Genomic DNA, 16,080 nt, shown 5'->3' with positions numbered 1-16,080 from the left:
GGATAGGGGAGTGAGCACCGTCTACGACTGCCAGCAAGCCGATTCCCGGGCCGCCGGACTGACCGCTGCCCGAGGCGCCCTCAAGTCCGGTCGACTCGTCGTCATGCCGACGGACACTCTCTACGGCCTGGCTGCCGACGCCTTCGACAGCAGCGCGGTCACCGACCTTCTGCGCGCCAAAGGCCGCGGTCGCGACATGCCGGTACCGGTGCTCGTCGGATCCTGGAACACCATCGACGGACTCGTCCAGGGCGTCCGTCCGCGCACGCGCGATCTGATCAAGGCGTTCTGGCCGGGCGCGCTGAGCGTCGTCGTGCAGCAGGCACCGTCGCTGGCCTGGGATCTCGGCGACGCACAGGGCACCGTCATGTTGCGTATGCCGCTGCACCCGGTTGCGCTCGAGTTGCTGCGCGAGGTCGGGCCCTTGGCGGTCTCGAGCGCCAACATCTCCGGTCAACCGCCTGCGACGACGGTCGTGGAGGCTCGTGATCAGCTCGGGGGTTCCGCCGCGGTGTACCTCGACGGTGGACCGGCCGAGCACGCCGTCGCATCGACCATCGTCGACCTGACGTCGGAGAACCCGCGCATCCTGCGCGAGGGCGCCATCTCGGCCGACGCCGTCGGTGAGGTTCTCGGCGTGACGGCGGACAGCCTGCGGCAGGGGAGTGCTGCCACGTGACGACGCCCGACTTCTTCGGCCCCGACTTCACCGAGTTGGAGGCTGCCGATCCAGAGATCGCCGACGTCCTGCTCGGTGAACTCGGCCGTGTGCGTTCCGGCCTGCAGTTGATCGCAAGCGAGAATTTCGCGAGCCCCGCGGTCCTCACGGCACTGGGGAGCGTGCTCGGCAACAAGTACGCCGAGGGCTATCCGGGCAACCGTTACTACGGTGGCTGCGAGGTCGTCGATCGCGCCGAGAACCTCGCGATCGAGCGGGCGAAGACGCTGTTCGGCGCCGATCACGTCAACGTGCAACCGCATTCGGGTGCCAACGCGAACCTCGCGGTCTACGCCGCGTTCGCGCAGCCCGGTGATGCGATTCTCGCGATGAGCCTGCCGCACGGCGGACACCTGACACACGGTTCGAAGGTCAGCTTCTCCGGCCGGTGGTTCACGCCGATCCCGTACCACGTGCGACGAGACACCGAACTGATCGATTACGACGAGGTCCGCGAGCTCGCCCTCGTCCACCGCCCCCGAATCATCGTCGCAGGGGCTACGGCCTACTCGCGCCTGATCGACTTCGCCGCCTTCCGTTCGATCGCCGACGAAGTCGGTGCAATCCTGTGGGTCGACGCGGCTCACTTCATCGGTCTCGTTGCCGGACAAGCGATCCCATCGCCCGTACCGTATGCGGACGTGGTCTCGGCGACCACGCACAAGGTGCTGCGCGGACCCCGAGGCGGGATGCTGATGTGCCGTGCGGAACACGCGCGCGCCATCGACAAGGCGGTCTTTCCGTTCAGCCAAGGCGGTCCGGCGATGCACACCGTCGCGGCGAAGGCCGTCGCGTTCGCCGAGGCATCGACCGTCGCGTTCAAGCGTTACGCGGCCGACGTCGTGTCCAACTCGGCAGCCCTTGCGTCCGGTCTGGTCGAGAACGGCATGCGTGCCGTCTCCGGCGGAACCGACACGCACCTCGCGCTGCTCGACCTACAGAACCTCGGAGTCGACGGCCGAACGGCCGAGGCGCGATGCGAGGCGGCAGGCATCACGCTGAACAAGAATGCGATCCCGTTCGACCCGGCTCCGCCCGCGGTCGCGTCGGGAATTCGTGTCGGCTCGGCAGCAGTGACGACGCAGGGGTTCGACGCGTCGGACATGCAGGCGGTGTCGTCGCTCGTCGCGCGCGCTGTTCGCGCAGAGATGGGTACCGAGGCCGGTGACCGCGAGATCGCGTCGATCCGGGACGACGTCACGAGCCTCGTGACCCGCAAGCCTGCGTACCCTCGCGCATGACGGTCGACGTACTGGCACAGCCGGGGCAGGGAGCAGGCGTCCCGATCAGGGAGTTGCTGCTGGTCTTCCTGACCGCGGCCGTCGTGACGTTCCTCGCCACCGGCGGAGTTCGCGTCCTCGCGATCAAGTTCGGAGCGGTCGCAGCGCCTCGCGAACGCGACGTGCACGTCACCCCGACGCCGCGGCTCGGCGGCACCGGCATGTACCTCGGCATGCTGGTCGCGCTGCTGTTCGCGTCGCAACTTCCGGCGTTGGCGCGAGGATTCGACTCGGAGTACACCCAGGACATTCCCGCTGCGCTGCTCGCCGGGTGCGTCATCGTCGTCGTCGGCATCATCGACGATCGATGGGGTCTCGACGCTCTGACCAAGTTCGTCGGCCAGGTGACCGCCGCCGGTGTGCTCGTCGTGATGGGCGTGAGCTGGTACATCATCTACGTTCCGTGGTCCGACGTGCAGACGGTCGTGCTCGATCAGCTCCAGGCCGGACTGGTCACGGTGCTGGTGACGGTCGTGATGGTCAACGCGATGAACTTCGTCGACGGGCTGGACGGGCTCGCTGCCGGACTCGGGTTGATCGCGTCCATCGCCATCTGTGTCTTCTCGGTGGGCCTGCTGCACGAGCAGGGCGGCGACGTCGGCATCTATCCGCCGACCGTCATCGCAGCAGCGTTGGCGGGCGCGTGCCTGGGATTTCTCCCGCACAACTTCCAGCCCGCCCGCATCTTCATGGGCGACTCCGGGTCCATGCTCATCGGCCTGATGCTCGCGACGGTGTCGACGAGCGCGTCCGGCCGGATCCCGCTCGTCGCGTACGGCCCACGTGACCTGCTCGGTCTGTTGTCGCCGATTCTGCTCGTCGGTGCGGTCATGTTCATTCCGATCCTCGACCTGCTGCTCGCCGTGGTTCGGCGCACCCGCGCCGGTCGCAGCCCGTTCAGCCCGGACAAGATGCACCTGCATCACAGGTTGCTGCAGATCGGTCACTCGCACCGACGCGTCGTGCTCGTGATCTACCTGTGGGTGGGCGTACTGGCGTTCGGAGCTGTCGGGTCGTCGCTCATCGACCGTCGCGTCGTCGTGCTCCTGGTGGCGGCCGGCCTCGTGTTCGCGCTGGTGGTGACGGCCGTCCCCTCGGTCCGATTGGATCTCGCCCGACAGCGACGGCGCTCGCGCGCCGCTGGTCGAAGAGGGCGTCGGGCGTGACGTCGCGCGCCACTGGGTAGTCTGTGCGCCTGTGAGCTTCTCTCCAACGCCCGTGCCCGATCAGTCCGACACGATGCGCGCCGCGGTTCGCTACGGGGTGATCGGTCTCGTGGTGCTCGCCGTCGTCGGCGCAGTCGTCGCAACGCTGGTCGCGGGGCTCCCCGGGTTGTGGGGAGCGCTCATCGGAGCCGCTCTCGGCGGCGGTTTCATCCTGACGACAGCGTTGTCCATCGCGTTGACGTCGAAGTTCCCACCGACCATGGCGGGCGCGGTTCTGCTCGGCGGGTGGATCGTCAAGATGCTGCTGGCCGTGGTTGTTCTCGCTGTCCTGAAGGACATGGATTTCTACAGCAAGGGCGCACTCGCAGGCGTCGTCATCGCGGCACTGGTTCTGGTGCTGGGTGCCGAGGTGTACGGCGTCGTGCGCACCAAGGCCCCCTATGTGGACGAACCGCCTGCGACACCGGGGTCCGACGAGAAGTAGTACGACGATGTGTCGTAATCGGTCAAGAATCGGCCCCACCTACACATCGTCGTAGTTGTGTTGATAAAGTTCCGACCAAGTAAGTGGTGGACTGCCGCGAATGGGACATTTCGCGTGCACGAAGGCGCTTGCAGGTAACGAGAAGTTACCGAGTCGACGTGAGTCGCCGACACCCGACAGACGCTGGCCGACCTGAAAATCTGCCTCAGCTGCTGACGACCTCGAGCCGATATCGTCGACTTGATAGATCGTCAATGTCCGATCGAACCGCAGTCGTAGATGTCTGCGGCCCGAACACGGGAGAGACCGCTGAGCGTCACCAACTTGGCTGCGGAGTTCCACCCGCCGTCACTAACCGACTTCTTTCCTCCCGCTGTGTTGTTCGAAGGCACCCCCTTCGAACTCGACCGGCTGATGCTGATTCGCATTCTCATGACCCTCGTGCTGGTCGTGTTGTTCGCGTTCGCGATGCGAAGCCCGAAGGTCGTTCCGCGGGGTCTGCAGAACGGTGTCGAGTACATGCTCGACTTCGTCAAGGTTCAGATCGCCGACGAGATCCTCGGCAAGGAGCAGGGAAAGCGCTTCCTGCCGATCATCATGACGATCTTCTTCGCCGTGTTGTTCATGAACCTTTCCGGAATCATTCCGTTCCTGAACATCTCGCCCAACGCGCGAATCGGTATGCCGATCGTCCTCGCAGCGATCGCCTACGTCACGTTCAACTACGTGGGCATCAAGAAGTACGGCTTCTTCAAGTACGTGAAGAGCAGCATCGTGGTTCCGAACGTTCCGCCTGCCCTGCACATAATTCTGATCCCGATCGAGTTCATCTCGACCTTCATCCTGCGGCCGTTCACGCTGACCGTTCGTCTCATGGCCAACATGCTGGCCGGCCACCTCATGCTCGTGCTGTTCTTCAGCGCGACCCAGTTCTTCTTCTTCCAGGCCGCGGCGGGAATGAAGATTTTCGGCGTGTTCTCGCTTGCAGCGGGCTTCGGCTTCACGCTGTTCGAGATGCTCGTCATCGGTCTGCAGGCGTACGTGTTCGCCCTGCTGACCGCGGTGTACATCGATCTCGCGCTGCACGCCGACTCTCACTAGACCGCTCGACCGACAGATCTACCTGACCCACGCACCGACCGGTGATGGGCAACAGAAAGGGAACGGAAATCAAATGAGCCTCGCGTACCTGGCACAGGAAGTCACCGAGACCACCGTTACGGGTGGCGGCTACGGCGCCATCGGTTACGGCCTCGCAGCCATCGGACCTGGCATCGGTGTAGGCATCGTGGTCGGCAAGGCCATCGAGGGCATCGCGCGTCAGCCCGAGCTCCAGGGCACCATCCGTACCAACATGTTCCTCGGTATCGCGTTCACCGAAGCTCTCGCGCTGATCGGTATCGTCGCCGGCTTCCTGTTCGGTTAATTCGACATGGCAACCAACATCGCGATCTTGGCCGCGGAGGAAGGCGAGGACATCAATCCTCTCCTCCCCGCGACATACGACATCGTTTGGTCTTTGGTCTGCATCGCTGTCATCGGCTTCGTCTTCTGGAAGTACATCCTCCCGAAGTTCTCGGCCGTCCTGGCGCAACGTAGCGATCTGATCGAAGGCGGCATCAAGAAGGCCGAAGAGGCGCAGGCAGAGGCCAAGGCTGCTCTCGAGCAGTACCAGAAGCAGCTCGCCGACGCTCGGTCCGAGGCAGCGGCGATCCGTGAGGACGCACGCAGCCAGGGACAGGCCATTCTCGCCGAAATGAAGACGAAGGCGCAGGAAGAGAGCGACCGGATCGTGGCCGCAGGCCACAGCCAGCTCGTCGCGCAGCGTCAGCAGATCGTCACGGAACTCCGTGCCGATCTCGGACGCACGGCAGTGGAACTCGCCGAGAAGGTCATCGGAGAGCAGTTGTCCGACGAGGCGAAGCGCGCAGGCTCGATCGATCGTTTCCTGAGCGAACTCGACTCCGTCACGGCTGACTCTGCAGCCGGAAAGTGAGATGACCATGTACGCAACTTCTCGTGAGGCTCTTGCCCGCACGCGTTCGGTTGCGAACGATGCGCTGGGGTCTGCGTCGGCAGGTGCGGAAACTGCTGCTGCCGCGCAGACCGGTGCAGAGCTCTTCGCTGTCGTCGAGTCCCTCGACGGTCAGCGCACGTTGCGTACCGCGCTGGCCGACGCGTCGGTTTCGGCGACTCGTCGCAGCGCTCTCGTGGAGGAGCTGTTCGCCGGACAGGTCTCCGAGATCACCGCTCGCATTCTGAAGAGCGCTGTCTCGGAGAGCTGGTCCAAGGCATCGGACCTGCTGAACTCATTGGTCGAGCTGGGACGTGAAGCGCTGCTTCGCGCCGCGGCAGATCAGAACCAGCTCGATACGGTCGAGGACGAACTGTTCCGCCTCGGCCGCATCGTCGCAGCCAACCCGTCGCTCGAGCAGGCTCTGTCGGATCTCGGCAAGCCGGTCCAGGCGAAGCGTGAGCTGCTCGGACGCCTTCTCTACGGCAAGGTGACCGCGGTCACCGAGGCCCTGGCGATCCAGGCAGTCAGTCGTCTGCGCACGACGGCTCCGGCCGACGCGCTCGACGCGCTGGCTGGGCAGGCGGCGAAGGTCCGTGACCGAGCTGTCGCTCATGTGCGGAGTGCGGCGCCGCTCAGCGACAGTCAGCTCGAAAAGCTGACTGCGACACTGACACGTACGTACGGCAAGCCCGTCACCGTGCACGTCGAGGTCGATACCGAACTGCTCAGCGGACTCGTGGTCCGGATAGGCGACGAGGTCATCGACGGTAGTGGGGCAGGACGCCTCGCTGCATTGCGAAAGACACTCAAGTAGTCCGAGTACGGACACCACAGTCCGAGGAAAAGCGTTTCGACGTTTCGAAGCGTTTGATACCGCGAACATCGAAGGAAGAGCAGGAAACAATATGGCGGAGCTGACGATCTCCTCCGACGAGATCCGTAGCGCGATCGAGAACTTCACCGCGAGCTACTCACCGGAGTCTTCCCGCGAGGAGGTCGGCACGGTTACCGACACGAGCGACGGAATCGCGCACGTGTCCGGGCTGCCGTCGGCGATGTCCAACGAGCTGCTGGAATTCCCCGGCGGCGTGCTCGGTGTGGCGCTGAACCTGGATGCCACCGAGATCGGTGCGGTCATCCTCGGTGACTACGAGCACATCGAAGAAGGCCAGGAAGTCAAGCGCACGGGTGACGTTCTGTCCGTGCCGGTCGGCGACGGCTACCTCGGCCGCGTCGTCAACCCCTTGGGCCAGCCCATCGACGGCCTCGGCGACATCGAGTCGACCGAGAACCGCGCACTCGAACTGCAGGCAGCGACCGTGCTCGAGCGTCAGCCGGTCGAAGAGCCGCTGCAGACCGGTATCAAGGCCATCGACGCCATGACCCCGATCGGCCGCGGACAGCGCCAGCTCGTCATCGGCGACCGCAAGACGGGCAAGACCGCCGTCTGCATCGACGCCATCCTGAACCAGAAGGCCAACTGGGAGTCCGGCGACGAGAAGAAGCAGGTTCGCTGCATCTACGTCGCCATCGGCCAGAAGGGCTCCACGATCGCAGGCGTCAAGGCCGCGCTCGAAGAGCAGGGCGCACTGGAGTACACGACCATCGTCGCGGCTCCCGCCTCCGACTCCGCAGGCTTCAAGTGGCTCGCTCCGTACACCGGCTCGGCCATCGGCCAGCACTGGATGTACCAGGGCAAGCACGTCCTCATCGTGTTCGACGACCTGACGAAGCAGGCCGAGGCATACCGTGCCATCTCGCTGCTGCTGCGTCGCCCGCCGGGCCGCGAGGCTTACCCCGGTGACGTCTTCTACTTGCACTCCCGTCTGCTGGAGCGCTCGGCGAAGCTGTCCGACGAGCTCGGCGGTGGATCGCTGACGGCTCTGCCGATCATCGAGACCAAGGCCAACGACGTCTCGGCCTACATTCCGACCAACGTCATCTCCATCACCGACGGCCAGGTCTTCCTGGAGTCGGACCTGTTCAACAAGGGTGTTCGCCCCGCCATCAACGTCGGTATCTCCGTGTCCCGAGTCGGTGGCGCAGCGCAGACCAAGGGCATGAAGAAGGTCTCCGGTTCTCTGCGTCTCGAGCTCGCTCAGTTCCGTGAGCTCGAAGCCTTCTCGGCTTTCGCTTCCGACCTCGACGCGGCCTCCAAGGCACAGCTCGAGCGTGGCGCTCGCCTCGTGGAGCTGCTGAAGCAGGACCAGTACGCACCGGTTGCCGTCGAAGATCAGATCGTCTCGATCTGGCTCGCCGGCCAGGGCACGTACGACTCGGTTCCCGTCGGCGACGTTCGTCGCTTCGAGAGCGAGCTGCTCGAAGATCTGCACCGCAACGCCACCGGCGTCTACGACAGCATTGCCGGCGGCAAGGCTCTCGACGAGGACGCTCAGAAGGCACTGGTCGAGGCCACCGAGAAGTTCAAGGCAGGATTCCTGGACTCCGAGGGCAACCGCGTCGTCAACGAGGCAGAGGCGGACACGCTGAACCCGGACGAGGTCAACCAGGAGCAGGTCAACGTCACTCGCAAGACTGTCAGCAAGTAGGTCTGCGAGAGATGCCCAGTGTCGTTACGAGTAGAGAAGGGAGCGTGAACAGCTGATGGCAAGCATTCTCGAGCTGCGTTCCCGGATCAAGTCGGTCAACTCGACCAAGAAGATCACCAAGGCGCAGGAGTTGATCGCGACATCGCGAATCACCAAGGCGCAGGCCCGTGTTGCTGCATCGAAGCCGTACGCGGAAGAGATCACCAACGTGCTCTCCGCGTTGGCCAGTGCGTCCGGTTCGCTGGACCACCCGCTGCTGAACGAGCGGCCCGAACCCAAGCGTGCTGCAGTTCTGGTCGTCACCAGTGACCGCGGTATGTGCGGTGGTTACAACTCCAACGTGCTCAAGGAAGCGGAGGAGCTGTTCCAGCTCCTGCGTTCCGAGGGCAAGGATCCGGTCATCTACGTGCTCGGTGCGAAGGGACTCACGTACTACACCTTCCGCGAGCGCGACGTGAAGGGCGCTTGGACGGGTTTCTCCCAGGAGCCCGGCTACGCCGACGCAGCGAAGGCCAGCAAGCACCTGGTCGAGCTCTTCATGGCGGGATCCGGTTCGGATGTCGATGCACCCAACGGTGAAGGCACCGTCGAGGGCGTCGACGAACTGCACATCGTCTACACGCGATTCGTGTCGATGCTGACGCAGAAGCCCGAAGTTCGTCGCATGGCTCCGCTGGAGATCTCCTACACGGACGAAGAGATCGAACTGGGTGCCGACGCACTCACCGACTCACCGTCCGCGTCGGAAGTCCAGGCGCAGTACGACTTCGAACCCGAGGCCGGAACCCTCCTGTCGGCTCTGCTGCCGAAGTACATCAGCACGAGGATCTACTCCTCGCTGCTCGATGCGGCGGCATCCGAGTCGGCCGCGCGTCGTACCGCCATGAAGGCCGCGACGGACAACGCGAACGAATTGGTCGAGAACCTGAGCCGTCAGGCGAACCAGGCTCGGCAAGCCCAGATCACCCAGGAAATCAGCGAAATCGTTGGTGGCGCGAACGCGTTGGCTGACAGCGCAGGAAGTGACTAAGCAATGACCGCAGCAGTAACCCAAGAGAACGCGAGCGGAGCGGACACTCAGTCCGGCCGTGTCGTTCGGGTCATCGGCCCCGTTGTGGACGTCGAGTTCCCGCGCGGCGCCATCCCCGCCCTGTTCAACGCACTGCACGCAGAGATCACGCTGCCGACGGTGGCGAAGACCCTGACGCTCGAGGTTGCGCAGCACCTCGGCGACAACCTGGTCCGCACCATCTCGATGCAGCCGACCGACGGTCTGGTTCGTGGCACCTCGGTGGCCGACTCGGGCAAGCCGATCTCGGTTCCCGTCGGCGACGTCGTCAAGGGCCACGTGTTCAACGCCCTCGGTGACTGCCTCGACACCCCCGGACTGGGTCGCGACGGCGAGCAGTGGGGCATCCACCGCAAGCCACCAGCCTTCGATCAGCTCGAAGGCAAGACCGAGATCCTCGAGACGGGCATCAAGGTCATCGACCTTCTGACCCCGTACGTGAAGGGTGGAAAGATCGGTCTGTTCGGTGGTGCCGGCGTCGGCAAGACCGTTCTGATCCAGGAAATGATCACGCGTATCGCTCGCGAGTTCTCGGGCACCTCGGTGTTCGCAGGCGTCGGTGAGCGCACTCGTGAGGGCACCGACCTGCACCTGGAAATGGAAGAGATGGGCGTCCTTCAGGACACCGCCCTCGTCTTCGGCCAGATGGACGAGCCGCCGGGCACGCGTATGCGCGTCGCCCTGTCCGCACTGACGATGGCGGAGTACTTCCGCGATGTTCAGGGCCAGGACGTTCTGCTCTTCATCGACAATATTTTCCGCTTCACGCAGGCAGGTTCCGAGGTGTCGACCCTTCTGGGACGTATGCCTTCTGCCGTGGGTTACCAGCCGACGCTGGCGGACGAGATGGGTGAGCTCCAGGAGCGCATCACCTCGACCCGTGGACGTTCGATCACCTCGCTGCAGGCGATCTACGTCCCCGCCGACGACTACACCGACCCGGCGCCTGCGACGACGTTCGCCCACCTCGACGCCACGACCGAGCTCTCGCGTCCGATCTCGCAGATGGGTATCTACCCCGCTGTGGACCCGCTGAGCTCGACGTCGCGAATCCTCGAGCCCGGCATTGTCGGTGCAGAGCACTTCCGCGTCGCCAACGAGGTCAAGCGAATCCTGCAGAAGTACAAGGAATTGCAGGACATCATCGCCATCCTCGGTATGGACGAGCTTCAGGAAGAGGACAAGGTTCTGGTCGGCCGCGCGCGTCGTCTCCAGAAGTTCCTCGGCCAGAACTTCATCGTCGCCGAGAAGTTCACCGGTGAGGCCGGCTCGGTCGTCTCGCTGGCGGACACCATCGAGGCGTTCGACAAGGTCACCAAGGGCGAGTACGACCACCTTCCCGAGCAGGCCTTCAACAGCTGTGGTGGTCTCGACGACGTCGAGGCTGCAGCGAAGAAGATGGCCGGAAAGTAGCCCGACGTGACATCTGCGGAAACGAACGGCATGGAGGTCGCTCTCGTCGCGGTCGAGCAGAAGCTGTGGTCCGGCAACGCGACCCTGGTGAGCGCTCAGACGACCGAGGGCGAGATCGGCATCATGGCCGGCCATGAGCCCGTACTGGGCCAGCTCGTCGAGGCAGGGACGGTGTCCATCACGACGACCGACGGGGAGAAGATCGTGGCTGCAGTTCACGGTGGCTTCCTGTCGGTCACGGGCAAGACCGTCACCGTTCTGGCGGAGTCCGCGGACTTCGCGCAGGACATCGACGTCGAAGCAGCTCGTGCAGTATTGGACGCAGGCGGTGACGACAAGGAAGCTCTCGCAATCGCGAAGGGCCGAATTCGCGCTGCCGAGCGCGCCTAGGTATTCGACAGCAAGCCGCGACGAGGTCTGTGATGCACATCGGAGTGATCGTTCTGATCCTTCTGGTAGTGCTGCTCGCAGGCCTCGTCGCGGCTTTTCTGTACCGTCTGAACGTGCTGCGGCGCGGTGGTACCGCGGCCATCATGCGCGTCACGCCGGTCGCGGGTGGCAGTGGCTGGCGCCACGGCGTCATCCGCTACGGCGACAACACGATGGTCTTCTTCAAACTGTCGAGCCTGAAGCTCGGACCCAACCATCGGATGGCACGTCAGGGTATCGAAGTGGGTGCCAGGCGCACGCCCCGCGACAACGAGTTCGACATCATGTCCGACGAGATCGCAATCCTCGAACTCTCGGATCGAGGCAAGACCTACGAGATCGCTCTCGACCGCGGTGCGTTGACCGCGTTCATGTCGTGGCTCGAATCCCGGCCGTCGGACCGCTCGAAGCGCGGCCGGCCGGCTGCCTAAGTCGCTTCTGCAGGCTTCGCTCCTGCCCGCTTTGGTCGCTTCTGCAGGCTCCGCTCCTGCCCGCTTTGGTCGCTTCTGCAGGCTCCGCTCCTGCCCGCTTTGGTCGCTTCTGCAGGCTCCGCTCCTGCCCGCGTAGTTATTCGGTAGAGCGCGACGCTCCCGGAACCCATTGGACGTCTCCGTCCGGATTCGCATACCTGCTCAGGATGAACAGCAGGTCCGACAATCTGTTCAGATACTTCGCCGGCAGTGCGTTCGTCGTGTCGGGGCTCGCGTCGACCGCGGCCCACGCAGCGCGTTCTGCGCGACGGCACACCGTGCGTGCGGCGTGCAGGAGAGCTCCCGACGGAGTGCCACCGGGGAGGATGAACGACGTCAGCGGCTCGAGATTCTCGTTGAACTCGTCGCACCATGCTTCGAGGCGATCGATGTAGCTCTGGTCGATACGCAGCGGTGGATATTTCGGGTCTTCGACGACCGGAGTGGACAGGTCCGCACCCGCGTCGAACAGATCGCTTTGGATAGTGCGAATCACGTCGACGACCTGCTGCGGCGGATTACCAAGAGCTAGAACAACTCCCAAGCTTGCGTTGGTCTCGTCGCAGTCGGCGTAGGCGACGAGACGTGGGTCGTTCTTGGTGACGCGCGAGAAGTCGCTGAGTCCTGTGGTGCCGTCGTCGCCGGTACGCGTGTAGATGCGGGTGAGGTGCACAGCCATGAAGTCACGGTACCGCTCGGATGCCGTCGCGCTTCCCTGGCTACGCTGTCGAATTGTGAGTGAACGCTTTTTGGTATCCGGAGGAAACCGACTCGTCGGCGAGGTGTCGGTCGGGGGCGCCAAGAACAGCGTTCTGAAACTGATGGCGGCCGCGCTGTTGGCGGAGGGCACGAGCATCATCACCAACTGCCCGGACATTCTCGACGTGCCGTTGATGGCCGAGGTGCTGCGCGGCCTCGGCTGCGATGTCGAGCTCGAAGGTGACGTCGTCCGCATCACGACGCCTGCCGAACCGAAACATCACGCGGATTTCCCGGCTGTGACGCAGTTCAGGGCGTCGGTGTGCGTGCTCGGCCCGCTCGTCGCGCGGTGCAGGCGCGCAGTGGTTGCGCTTCCGGGTGGTGACGCCATCGGCTCGCGGCCTCTGGACATGCACCAGTCCGGCCTGCGGTTGCTCGGCGCCCACAGCGAAATTCAGCACGGCTGCGTCGTCGCGGAGGCCGACGAGCTGCGGGGCGCCAACATTCGCTTGGCTTTCCCGTCCGTCGGCGCGACCGAGAACATCCTGATGGCGGCTGTGCTCGCCAAGGGGGAAACGGTCATCGACAATGCCGCGCGCGAGCCGGACATCGTCGACGTCTGCAACATGCTCAACGAGATGGGAGCCAACGTCACCGGAGCGGGCACGTCGACACTGACCATCAAGGGTGTCGAATCGTTGAAGCCGACCACCCACCGTGTCATCGGAGACCGCATCGTCGCGGCGACGTGGGGTATCGCGGCGTCCATGACGCGTGGCGACGTCCGTGTGCGCGGCGTGAACCCGAAACATCTGTCTCTGGTACTCGACAAGCTGCGCGCGGCCGGGTCCGAGGTGACCTCCGAGCCCGACGGTTTCCGCGTCGTCCAGCACGAGCGTCCGACTGCCGTGAATTTCGCGACGCTGCCGTTCCCCGGATTTCCGACGGATCTACAGCCGATGGCCATCGGTCTTGCGGCCGTCGCGAACGGTACGTCGATGATCACCGAGAACGTCTTCGAAGCGCGCTTCCGGTTCGTCGAGGAAATGATTCGACTCGGCGCCGACGCGAGAACCGACGGTCACCATGCGGTCGTGCGGGGGGTGCCGCAGTTGTCGAGCGCGCCGGTGTGGTCGTCGGATATTCGAGCAGGCGCGGGCCTCGTCCTCGCGGGTCTGTGCGCCGACGGCGTCACCGAGGTGCACGACGTCTATCACATCGACCGCGGTTACCCGCGGTTCGTGGAGAACCTGACCGCCTTGGGCGGCAACATAGAACGCGTCAGCTGACGCGTTCTATGGGCTCCTCCCTCTGAAACTGGCTGCGACACCGGGTATTTCGAGTCAGCGGTTCACTGAGTCGAGGGCATTCGTGAGCACGTCGAGGCAATAGACGAGGTCCTCGTCGGACAGGGACCCGTAGCCGACGAGCAAACCGGTGATCGGGGACGGGCTTCTGGTCGACCTCGCGAGCGTGTCGACGTCGACGCCCTCTTCGGCCGCCATACGGGCAACGTCGGTCGCGGTGTGTTCGGGTAACAGCAGCGTCGTGTGCATCCCGGCGCCGACGCCGCGCAGTTCGCCGTAGGGCGCGAGTGCCTCGGTGACGCGGCGGTCGCGCTCGCGGTAGCGGCGGCGCGCCGCGCGGACCGTCCGATCCCACTCGCCGTCGCGCAGCAGCGACGCCATCGCGTTCTGAACCGGCACGGAGGGGTAGTCACCGGTGTCGGCGCGCACCGACGCGATCGTCTGGACGATGTGCGGCGGTGCGACGAGCCACCCGAGTCTGATGCCGCCGCCGAACGTCTTCGCGACGGTCCCGAGATAAATCGTGCGATCCGGTGCGAACTCCGCAATCGTCGGCAAAGGTGCTACGTCGTAACGGAATTCGGAGTCGTAGTCGTCCTCGATGATCATGACGTCACGCGTTCGCGCGAAGTCGGCGAGGGCTCGTCGACGGCCCACCGGAAGCAGTCCTCCCGTGGGATGTTGGTGCGACGGCGTGACATACACGGCGCGTGTCTGCCCTGGCGCGGAATCGAGGTGGTCGGTCACCATTCCGTCGGCGTCGACGGGGACGTCGAACAGCGACCACCCGGCGCGACGAGCGGTCGTCGTTGCGACGCGATAACCCGGATTCTCATGAGCGAGCACGGGAGAGTCGTCGACTCCGGGGTCGGCAAGCGCGGCCAGTGCGAGGCCGAGACCGTGCATGCTGCCGGTGGTGACGACGACCGAGCTCGAGTCCGTGTGCAGGCCGCGCGCCCTGGCCAGCAGGTCGACGACGGCGTCGCGCAACCGCGGCTCACCGAGTGGGTCGGGATAGATCTGCGGGTGTGGAGCAGCGCCGGCGTCGCGCCATGCACGCTTCCACGCTGTAGGGAGTCGAGGCGGGATCCACGGGGTGCCCGTCCCGAGTCGTATCCGACGGCGGTGGGTGGTGGCGGTGGGCGGGGGAGAGGACGCTGTCCTCCCAACTCGGGTCCCGGTGGACGAGGAGATGCGGCGCACGTATGTACCGGACCCGCGACGCGCTTCGATCCACCCTTCGGCGATCAATTGTTCGTAGGCCTGCTCGACGACGCCTCGAGCCACGCCGATCTCGCCGGAAAGCGCTCTGCTGCTGGGCAATCGAGTGTTACCACGGATCTCGCCGTCGCTGATCGCGGACCGAATTCGATCGGCGATCTGGACCGGCAAGGTACGCGTACCTGACCGATCGAGCGTGATCGTGAGCGAAGACGGCAACATCGGATGCTCCCAACACCTGCACAGTGGCCTATGGAAAATCGCGTTCAGTGGATCATGACATCGGGCCACTTGTCGACAAGGATCGACGAGGTGAGCATCTACGAGACCCCGTTGTCGCCGACGCCCAGAACGACGATCAAGCGTGGCCGAGCCCGTGCCCGTAGCGATCGCGCGGACCTGATCGACGTGCTGGCGTCGTCGCGCATCTGTCACATGGGGGTAGTCGTCGACGGCTCCGTGCGCGTCCTACCCACTGCATACGGCGTCGATCTCGAAGGCCCGGACCGTGGTGGAAGCCTGTATCTCCACGGATCGGTCGCGGCCAGAAGCCTGGTCGACGCACCCGCTGGAGAAATTTGCGTGACGGTGACGGCGCTCGATGGGCTCGTACTGGCGAGGTCGGCGTTCCATCATTCGATGAATTACCGGAGTGCGGTGGTGGTCGGAACGCCGCGAGTCGTCACCGACCACGCCGAACGCGTGCGTGCATTGAACGCGATCGTCGATCAGGTCGTCGAGGGGAGAAGCGCCCATCTCCGTCCCCACACACGCAAAGAGCTGGCGGCGACGGCGGTATTGGCGCTTCCTCTGCACGAGGCGTCGGTCAAGTCGCGGGCCGGTGATCCGGTCGACGACGCCGCCGACATCGAGGTGGGGGGAGTGTGGGCCGGCGTCGTCCCGATGGTCGAAACGGCGGGCACACCGCGGACTGCTTCGGACGTCGAGCCGAATGTTGCTGTGCCGGAGCATGTTCGAGCGATATCAGTGCGCCGAAGGTAGAGGTATGTCCGGCGTCACAGTCGACGGTTTCCTTCAGTGAGGGCTGGAGAACGCCACTCGCGCATCCGCTACCTGCGTAAACGTGGGGAGTTGTCGACGCGACCTGGGGATTTGCGTGGTGCAGTCTGCTCGCGTAACTTTTGTCGAGTCAGAGCGACACGGACACCGACTCCGAGCCGAGAGGCCGGAGACAACGAGGTTGTACGGAGTGCCTGACATAGTGTGTCCCCCAAGAGTCGGAAGTTTGCTTCCGAGA

The 16,080-nt window shown here is 64.6% G+C and carries 17 protein-coding genes; 15 read left to right on the top strand and 2 right to left on the bottom strand.

Annotated elements, in window-relative coordinates; genetic code table 11:
- Positions 1-10 precede the first annotated feature (10 nt).
- The 13 genes from HQ354_RS20645 (at position 11) to HQ354_RS20585 (ending at position 11,556) form a co-directional block, all read left to right on the top strand.
- Entirely contained in the window at positions 11-679 is a 669-nt protein-coding gene (locus HQ354_RS20645) for an L-threonylcarbamoyladenylate synthase (RefSeq protein ID WP_068429390.1), read from the top strand.
- Complete coding sequence (glyA, locus tag HQ354_RS20640) at positions 676-1,959, top strand: serine hydroxymethyltransferase (RefSeq protein WP_068429387.1); 1,284 nt, start codon at positions 676-678, stop codon at positions 1,957-1,959. Before HQ354_RS20645 ends, glyA begins: the two co-directional genes overlap by 4 nt.
- Positions 1,956-3,164, top strand: coding sequence for a glycosyltransferase family 4 protein (locus HQ354_RS20635; protein WP_068429384.1), 1,209 nt, complete (start codon positions 1,956-1,958; stop codon positions 3,162-3,164). Before glyA ends, HQ354_RS20635 begins: the two co-directional genes overlap by 4 nt.
- Before the next feature lie 31 nt (positions 3,165-3,195).
- Complete coding sequence (locus tag HQ354_RS20630; protein WP_068429381.1) at positions 3,196-3,648, top strand: hypothetical protein; 453 nt, start codon at positions 3,196-3,198, stop codon at positions 3,646-3,648.
- 279 nt (positions 3,649-3,927) lie between these two features.
- Entirely contained in the window at positions 3,928-4,749 is an 822-nt protein-coding gene (atpB, locus tag HQ354_RS20625; protein WP_174551474.1) for a F0F1 ATP synthase subunit A, read from the top strand.
- 73 nt (positions 4,750-4,822) lie between these two features.
- Positions 4,823-5,074, top strand: coding sequence for an ATP synthase F0 subunit C (locus HQ354_RS20620; protein WP_019667280.1), 252 nt, complete (start codon positions 4,823-4,825; stop codon positions 5,072-5,074).
- A gap of 6 nt (positions 5,075-5,080) precedes the next feature.
- Positions 5,081-5,644 carry a F0F1 ATP synthase subunit B gene (locus tag HQ354_RS20615; RefSeq protein WP_068429375.1) on the top strand — a complete coding sequence of 188 codons (564 nt, stop codon included), beginning with the start codon at positions 5,081-5,083 and terminating at the stop codon, positions 5,642-5,644.
- A gap of 7 nt (positions 5,645-5,651) precedes the next feature.
- A complete protein-coding gene (locus HQ354_RS20610) occupies positions 5,652-6,479 on the top strand; it encodes a F0F1 ATP synthase subunit delta (protein ID WP_068429447.1) in 828 nt (275 codons plus the stop codon).
- Positions 6,480-6,570: 91 nt separating this feature from the next.
- The gene (atpA, locus tag HQ354_RS20605) at positions 6,571-8,214 is read left to right on the top strand and encodes a F0F1 ATP synthase subunit alpha (protein WP_068429372.1); all 1,644 of its coding nucleotides are present in this window, start codon (positions 6,571-6,573) and stop codon (positions 8,212-8,214) included.
- Between the two features lie 55 nt (positions 8,215-8,269).
- Complete coding sequence (locus HQ354_RS20600; protein WP_068429369.1) at positions 8,270-9,244, top strand: F0F1 ATP synthase subunit gamma; 975 nt, start codon at positions 8,270-8,272, stop codon at positions 9,242-9,244.
- Positions 9,245-9,247: 3 nt separating this feature from the next.
- On the top strand, positions 9,248-10,696 hold the full coding sequence (gene atpD, locus HQ354_RS20595) for a F0F1 ATP synthase subunit beta (protein ID WP_068429366.1): 1,449 nt from the start codon (positions 9,248-9,250) through the stop codon (positions 10,694-10,696).
- 30 nt (positions 10,697-10,726) lie between these two features.
- Positions 10,727-11,086: a F0F1 ATP synthase subunit epsilon gene (locus HQ354_RS20590; protein ID WP_068429363.1), complete on the top strand. Its 360-nt coding sequence runs from the start codon at positions 10,727-10,729 to the stop codon at positions 11,084-11,086.
- A 32-nt stretch (positions 11,087-11,118) separates the two neighbouring features.
- Positions 11,119-11,556 (top strand): DUF2550 domain-containing protein, encoded by a 438-nt coding sequence (locus HQ354_RS20585; protein WP_114332323.1) that lies wholly within the window; start codon positions 11,119-11,121, stop codon positions 11,554-11,556.
- A gap of 136 nt (positions 11,557-11,692) precedes the next feature.
- Here HQ354_RS20585 and HQ354_RS20580 read toward each other — a convergent pair whose 3' ends face one another.
- Positions 11,693-12,274, bottom strand: a complete 582-nt coding sequence (locus tag HQ354_RS20580; protein ID WP_068429357.1) for a cob(I)yrinic acid a,c-diamide adenosyltransferase — start codon at positions 12,272-12,274, stop codon at positions 11,693-11,695.
- Between the two features lie 55 nt (positions 12,275-12,329).
- Here HQ354_RS20580 and murA point away from each other — a divergent pair, with 55 nt between their 5' ends.
- The gene (murA, locus tag HQ354_RS20575; protein ID WP_068429353.1) at positions 12,330-13,583 is read left to right on the top strand and encodes a UDP-N-acetylglucosamine 1-carboxyvinyltransferase; all 1,254 of its coding nucleotides are present in this window, start codon (positions 12,330-12,332) and stop codon (positions 13,581-13,583) included.
- 54 nt (positions 13,584-13,637) lie between these two features.
- Here murA and HQ354_RS20570 read toward each other — a convergent pair whose 3' ends face one another.
- Complete coding sequence (locus HQ354_RS20570; RefSeq protein WP_068429349.1) at positions 13,638-15,044, bottom strand: PLP-dependent aminotransferase family protein; 1,407 nt, start codon at positions 15,042-15,044, stop codon at positions 13,638-13,640.
- A gap of 96 nt (positions 15,045-15,140) precedes the next feature.
- On the opposite strand from HQ354_RS20570, the gene HQ354_RS20565 reads away from it, so the two are divergent.
- Positions 15,141-15,824, top strand: coding sequence for a pyridoxamine 5'-phosphate oxidase family protein (locus tag HQ354_RS20565; protein WP_371828815.1), 684 nt, complete (start codon positions 15,141-15,143; stop codon positions 15,822-15,824).
- Positions 15,825-16,080 lie beyond the last annotated feature (256 nt).

Origin of the sequence: Rhodococcus sp. BP-261 (assembly GCF_019835205.1) — a bacterium.
GTDB classification, from domain to species: Bacteria; Actinomycetota; Actinomycetes; order Mycobacteriales; family Mycobacteriaceae; genus Rhodococcoides; species Rhodococcoides kyotonensis_B.
Note: the sequence above shows the minus strand (reverse complement) of the source record. Positions and strands in the feature narration are given on the sequence as shown.

What these genes read in the sequence shown, in the direction of transcription:
- atpD (WP_068429366.1), top strand. Translation starts at nt 9,248, where the DNA reads ATGACCGCAGCAGTAACCCAAGAGAACGCGAGCGGAGCGGACACTCAG.
- atpB (WP_174551474.1), top strand. Translation starts at nt 3,928, where the DNA reads ATGTCTGCGGCCCGAACACGGGAGAGACCGCTGAGCGTCACCAACTTG.
- HQ354_RS20615 (WP_068429375.1), top strand. Translation starts at nt 5,081, where the DNA reads ATGGCAACCAACATCGCGATCTTGGCCGCGGAGGAAGGCGAGGACATC.
- atpA (WP_068429372.1), top strand. Translation starts at nt 6,571, where the DNA reads ATGGCGGAGCTGACGATCTCCTCCGACGAGATCCGTAGCGCGATCGAG.
- HQ354_RS20600 (WP_068429369.1), top strand. Translation starts at nt 8,270, where the DNA reads ATGGCAAGCATTCTCGAGCTGCGTTCCCGGATCAAGTCGGTCAACTCG.
- HQ354_RS20570 (WP_068429349.1), bottom strand. Translation starts at nt 15,044, where the DNA reads ATGTTGCCGTCTTCGCTCACGATCACGCTCGATCGGTCAGGTACGCGT.
- HQ354_RS20580 (WP_068429357.1), bottom strand. Translation starts at nt 12,274, where the DNA reads ATGGCTGTGCACCTCACCCGCATCTACACGCGTACCGGCGACGACGGC.
- HQ354_RS20635 (WP_068429384.1), top strand. Translation starts at nt 1,956, where the DNA reads ATGACGGTCGACGTACTGGCACAGCCGGGGCAGGGAGCAGGCGTCCCG.
- HQ354_RS20585 (WP_114332323.1), top strand. Translation starts at nt 11,119, where the DNA reads ATGCACATCGGAGTGATCGTTCTGATCCTTCTGGTAGTGCTGCTCGCA.
- HQ354_RS20620 (WP_019667280.1), top strand. Translation starts at nt 4,823, where the DNA reads ATGAGCCTCGCGTACCTGGCACAGGAAGTCACCGAGACCACCGTTACG.
- HQ354_RS20610 (WP_068429447.1), top strand. Translation starts at nt 5,652, where the DNA reads ATGTACGCAACTTCTCGTGAGGCTCTTGCCCGCACGCGTTCGGTTGCG.
- HQ354_RS20590 (WP_068429363.1), top strand. Translation starts at nt 10,727, where the DNA reads ATGGAGGTCGCTCTCGTCGCGGTCGAGCAGAAGCTGTGGTCCGGCAAC.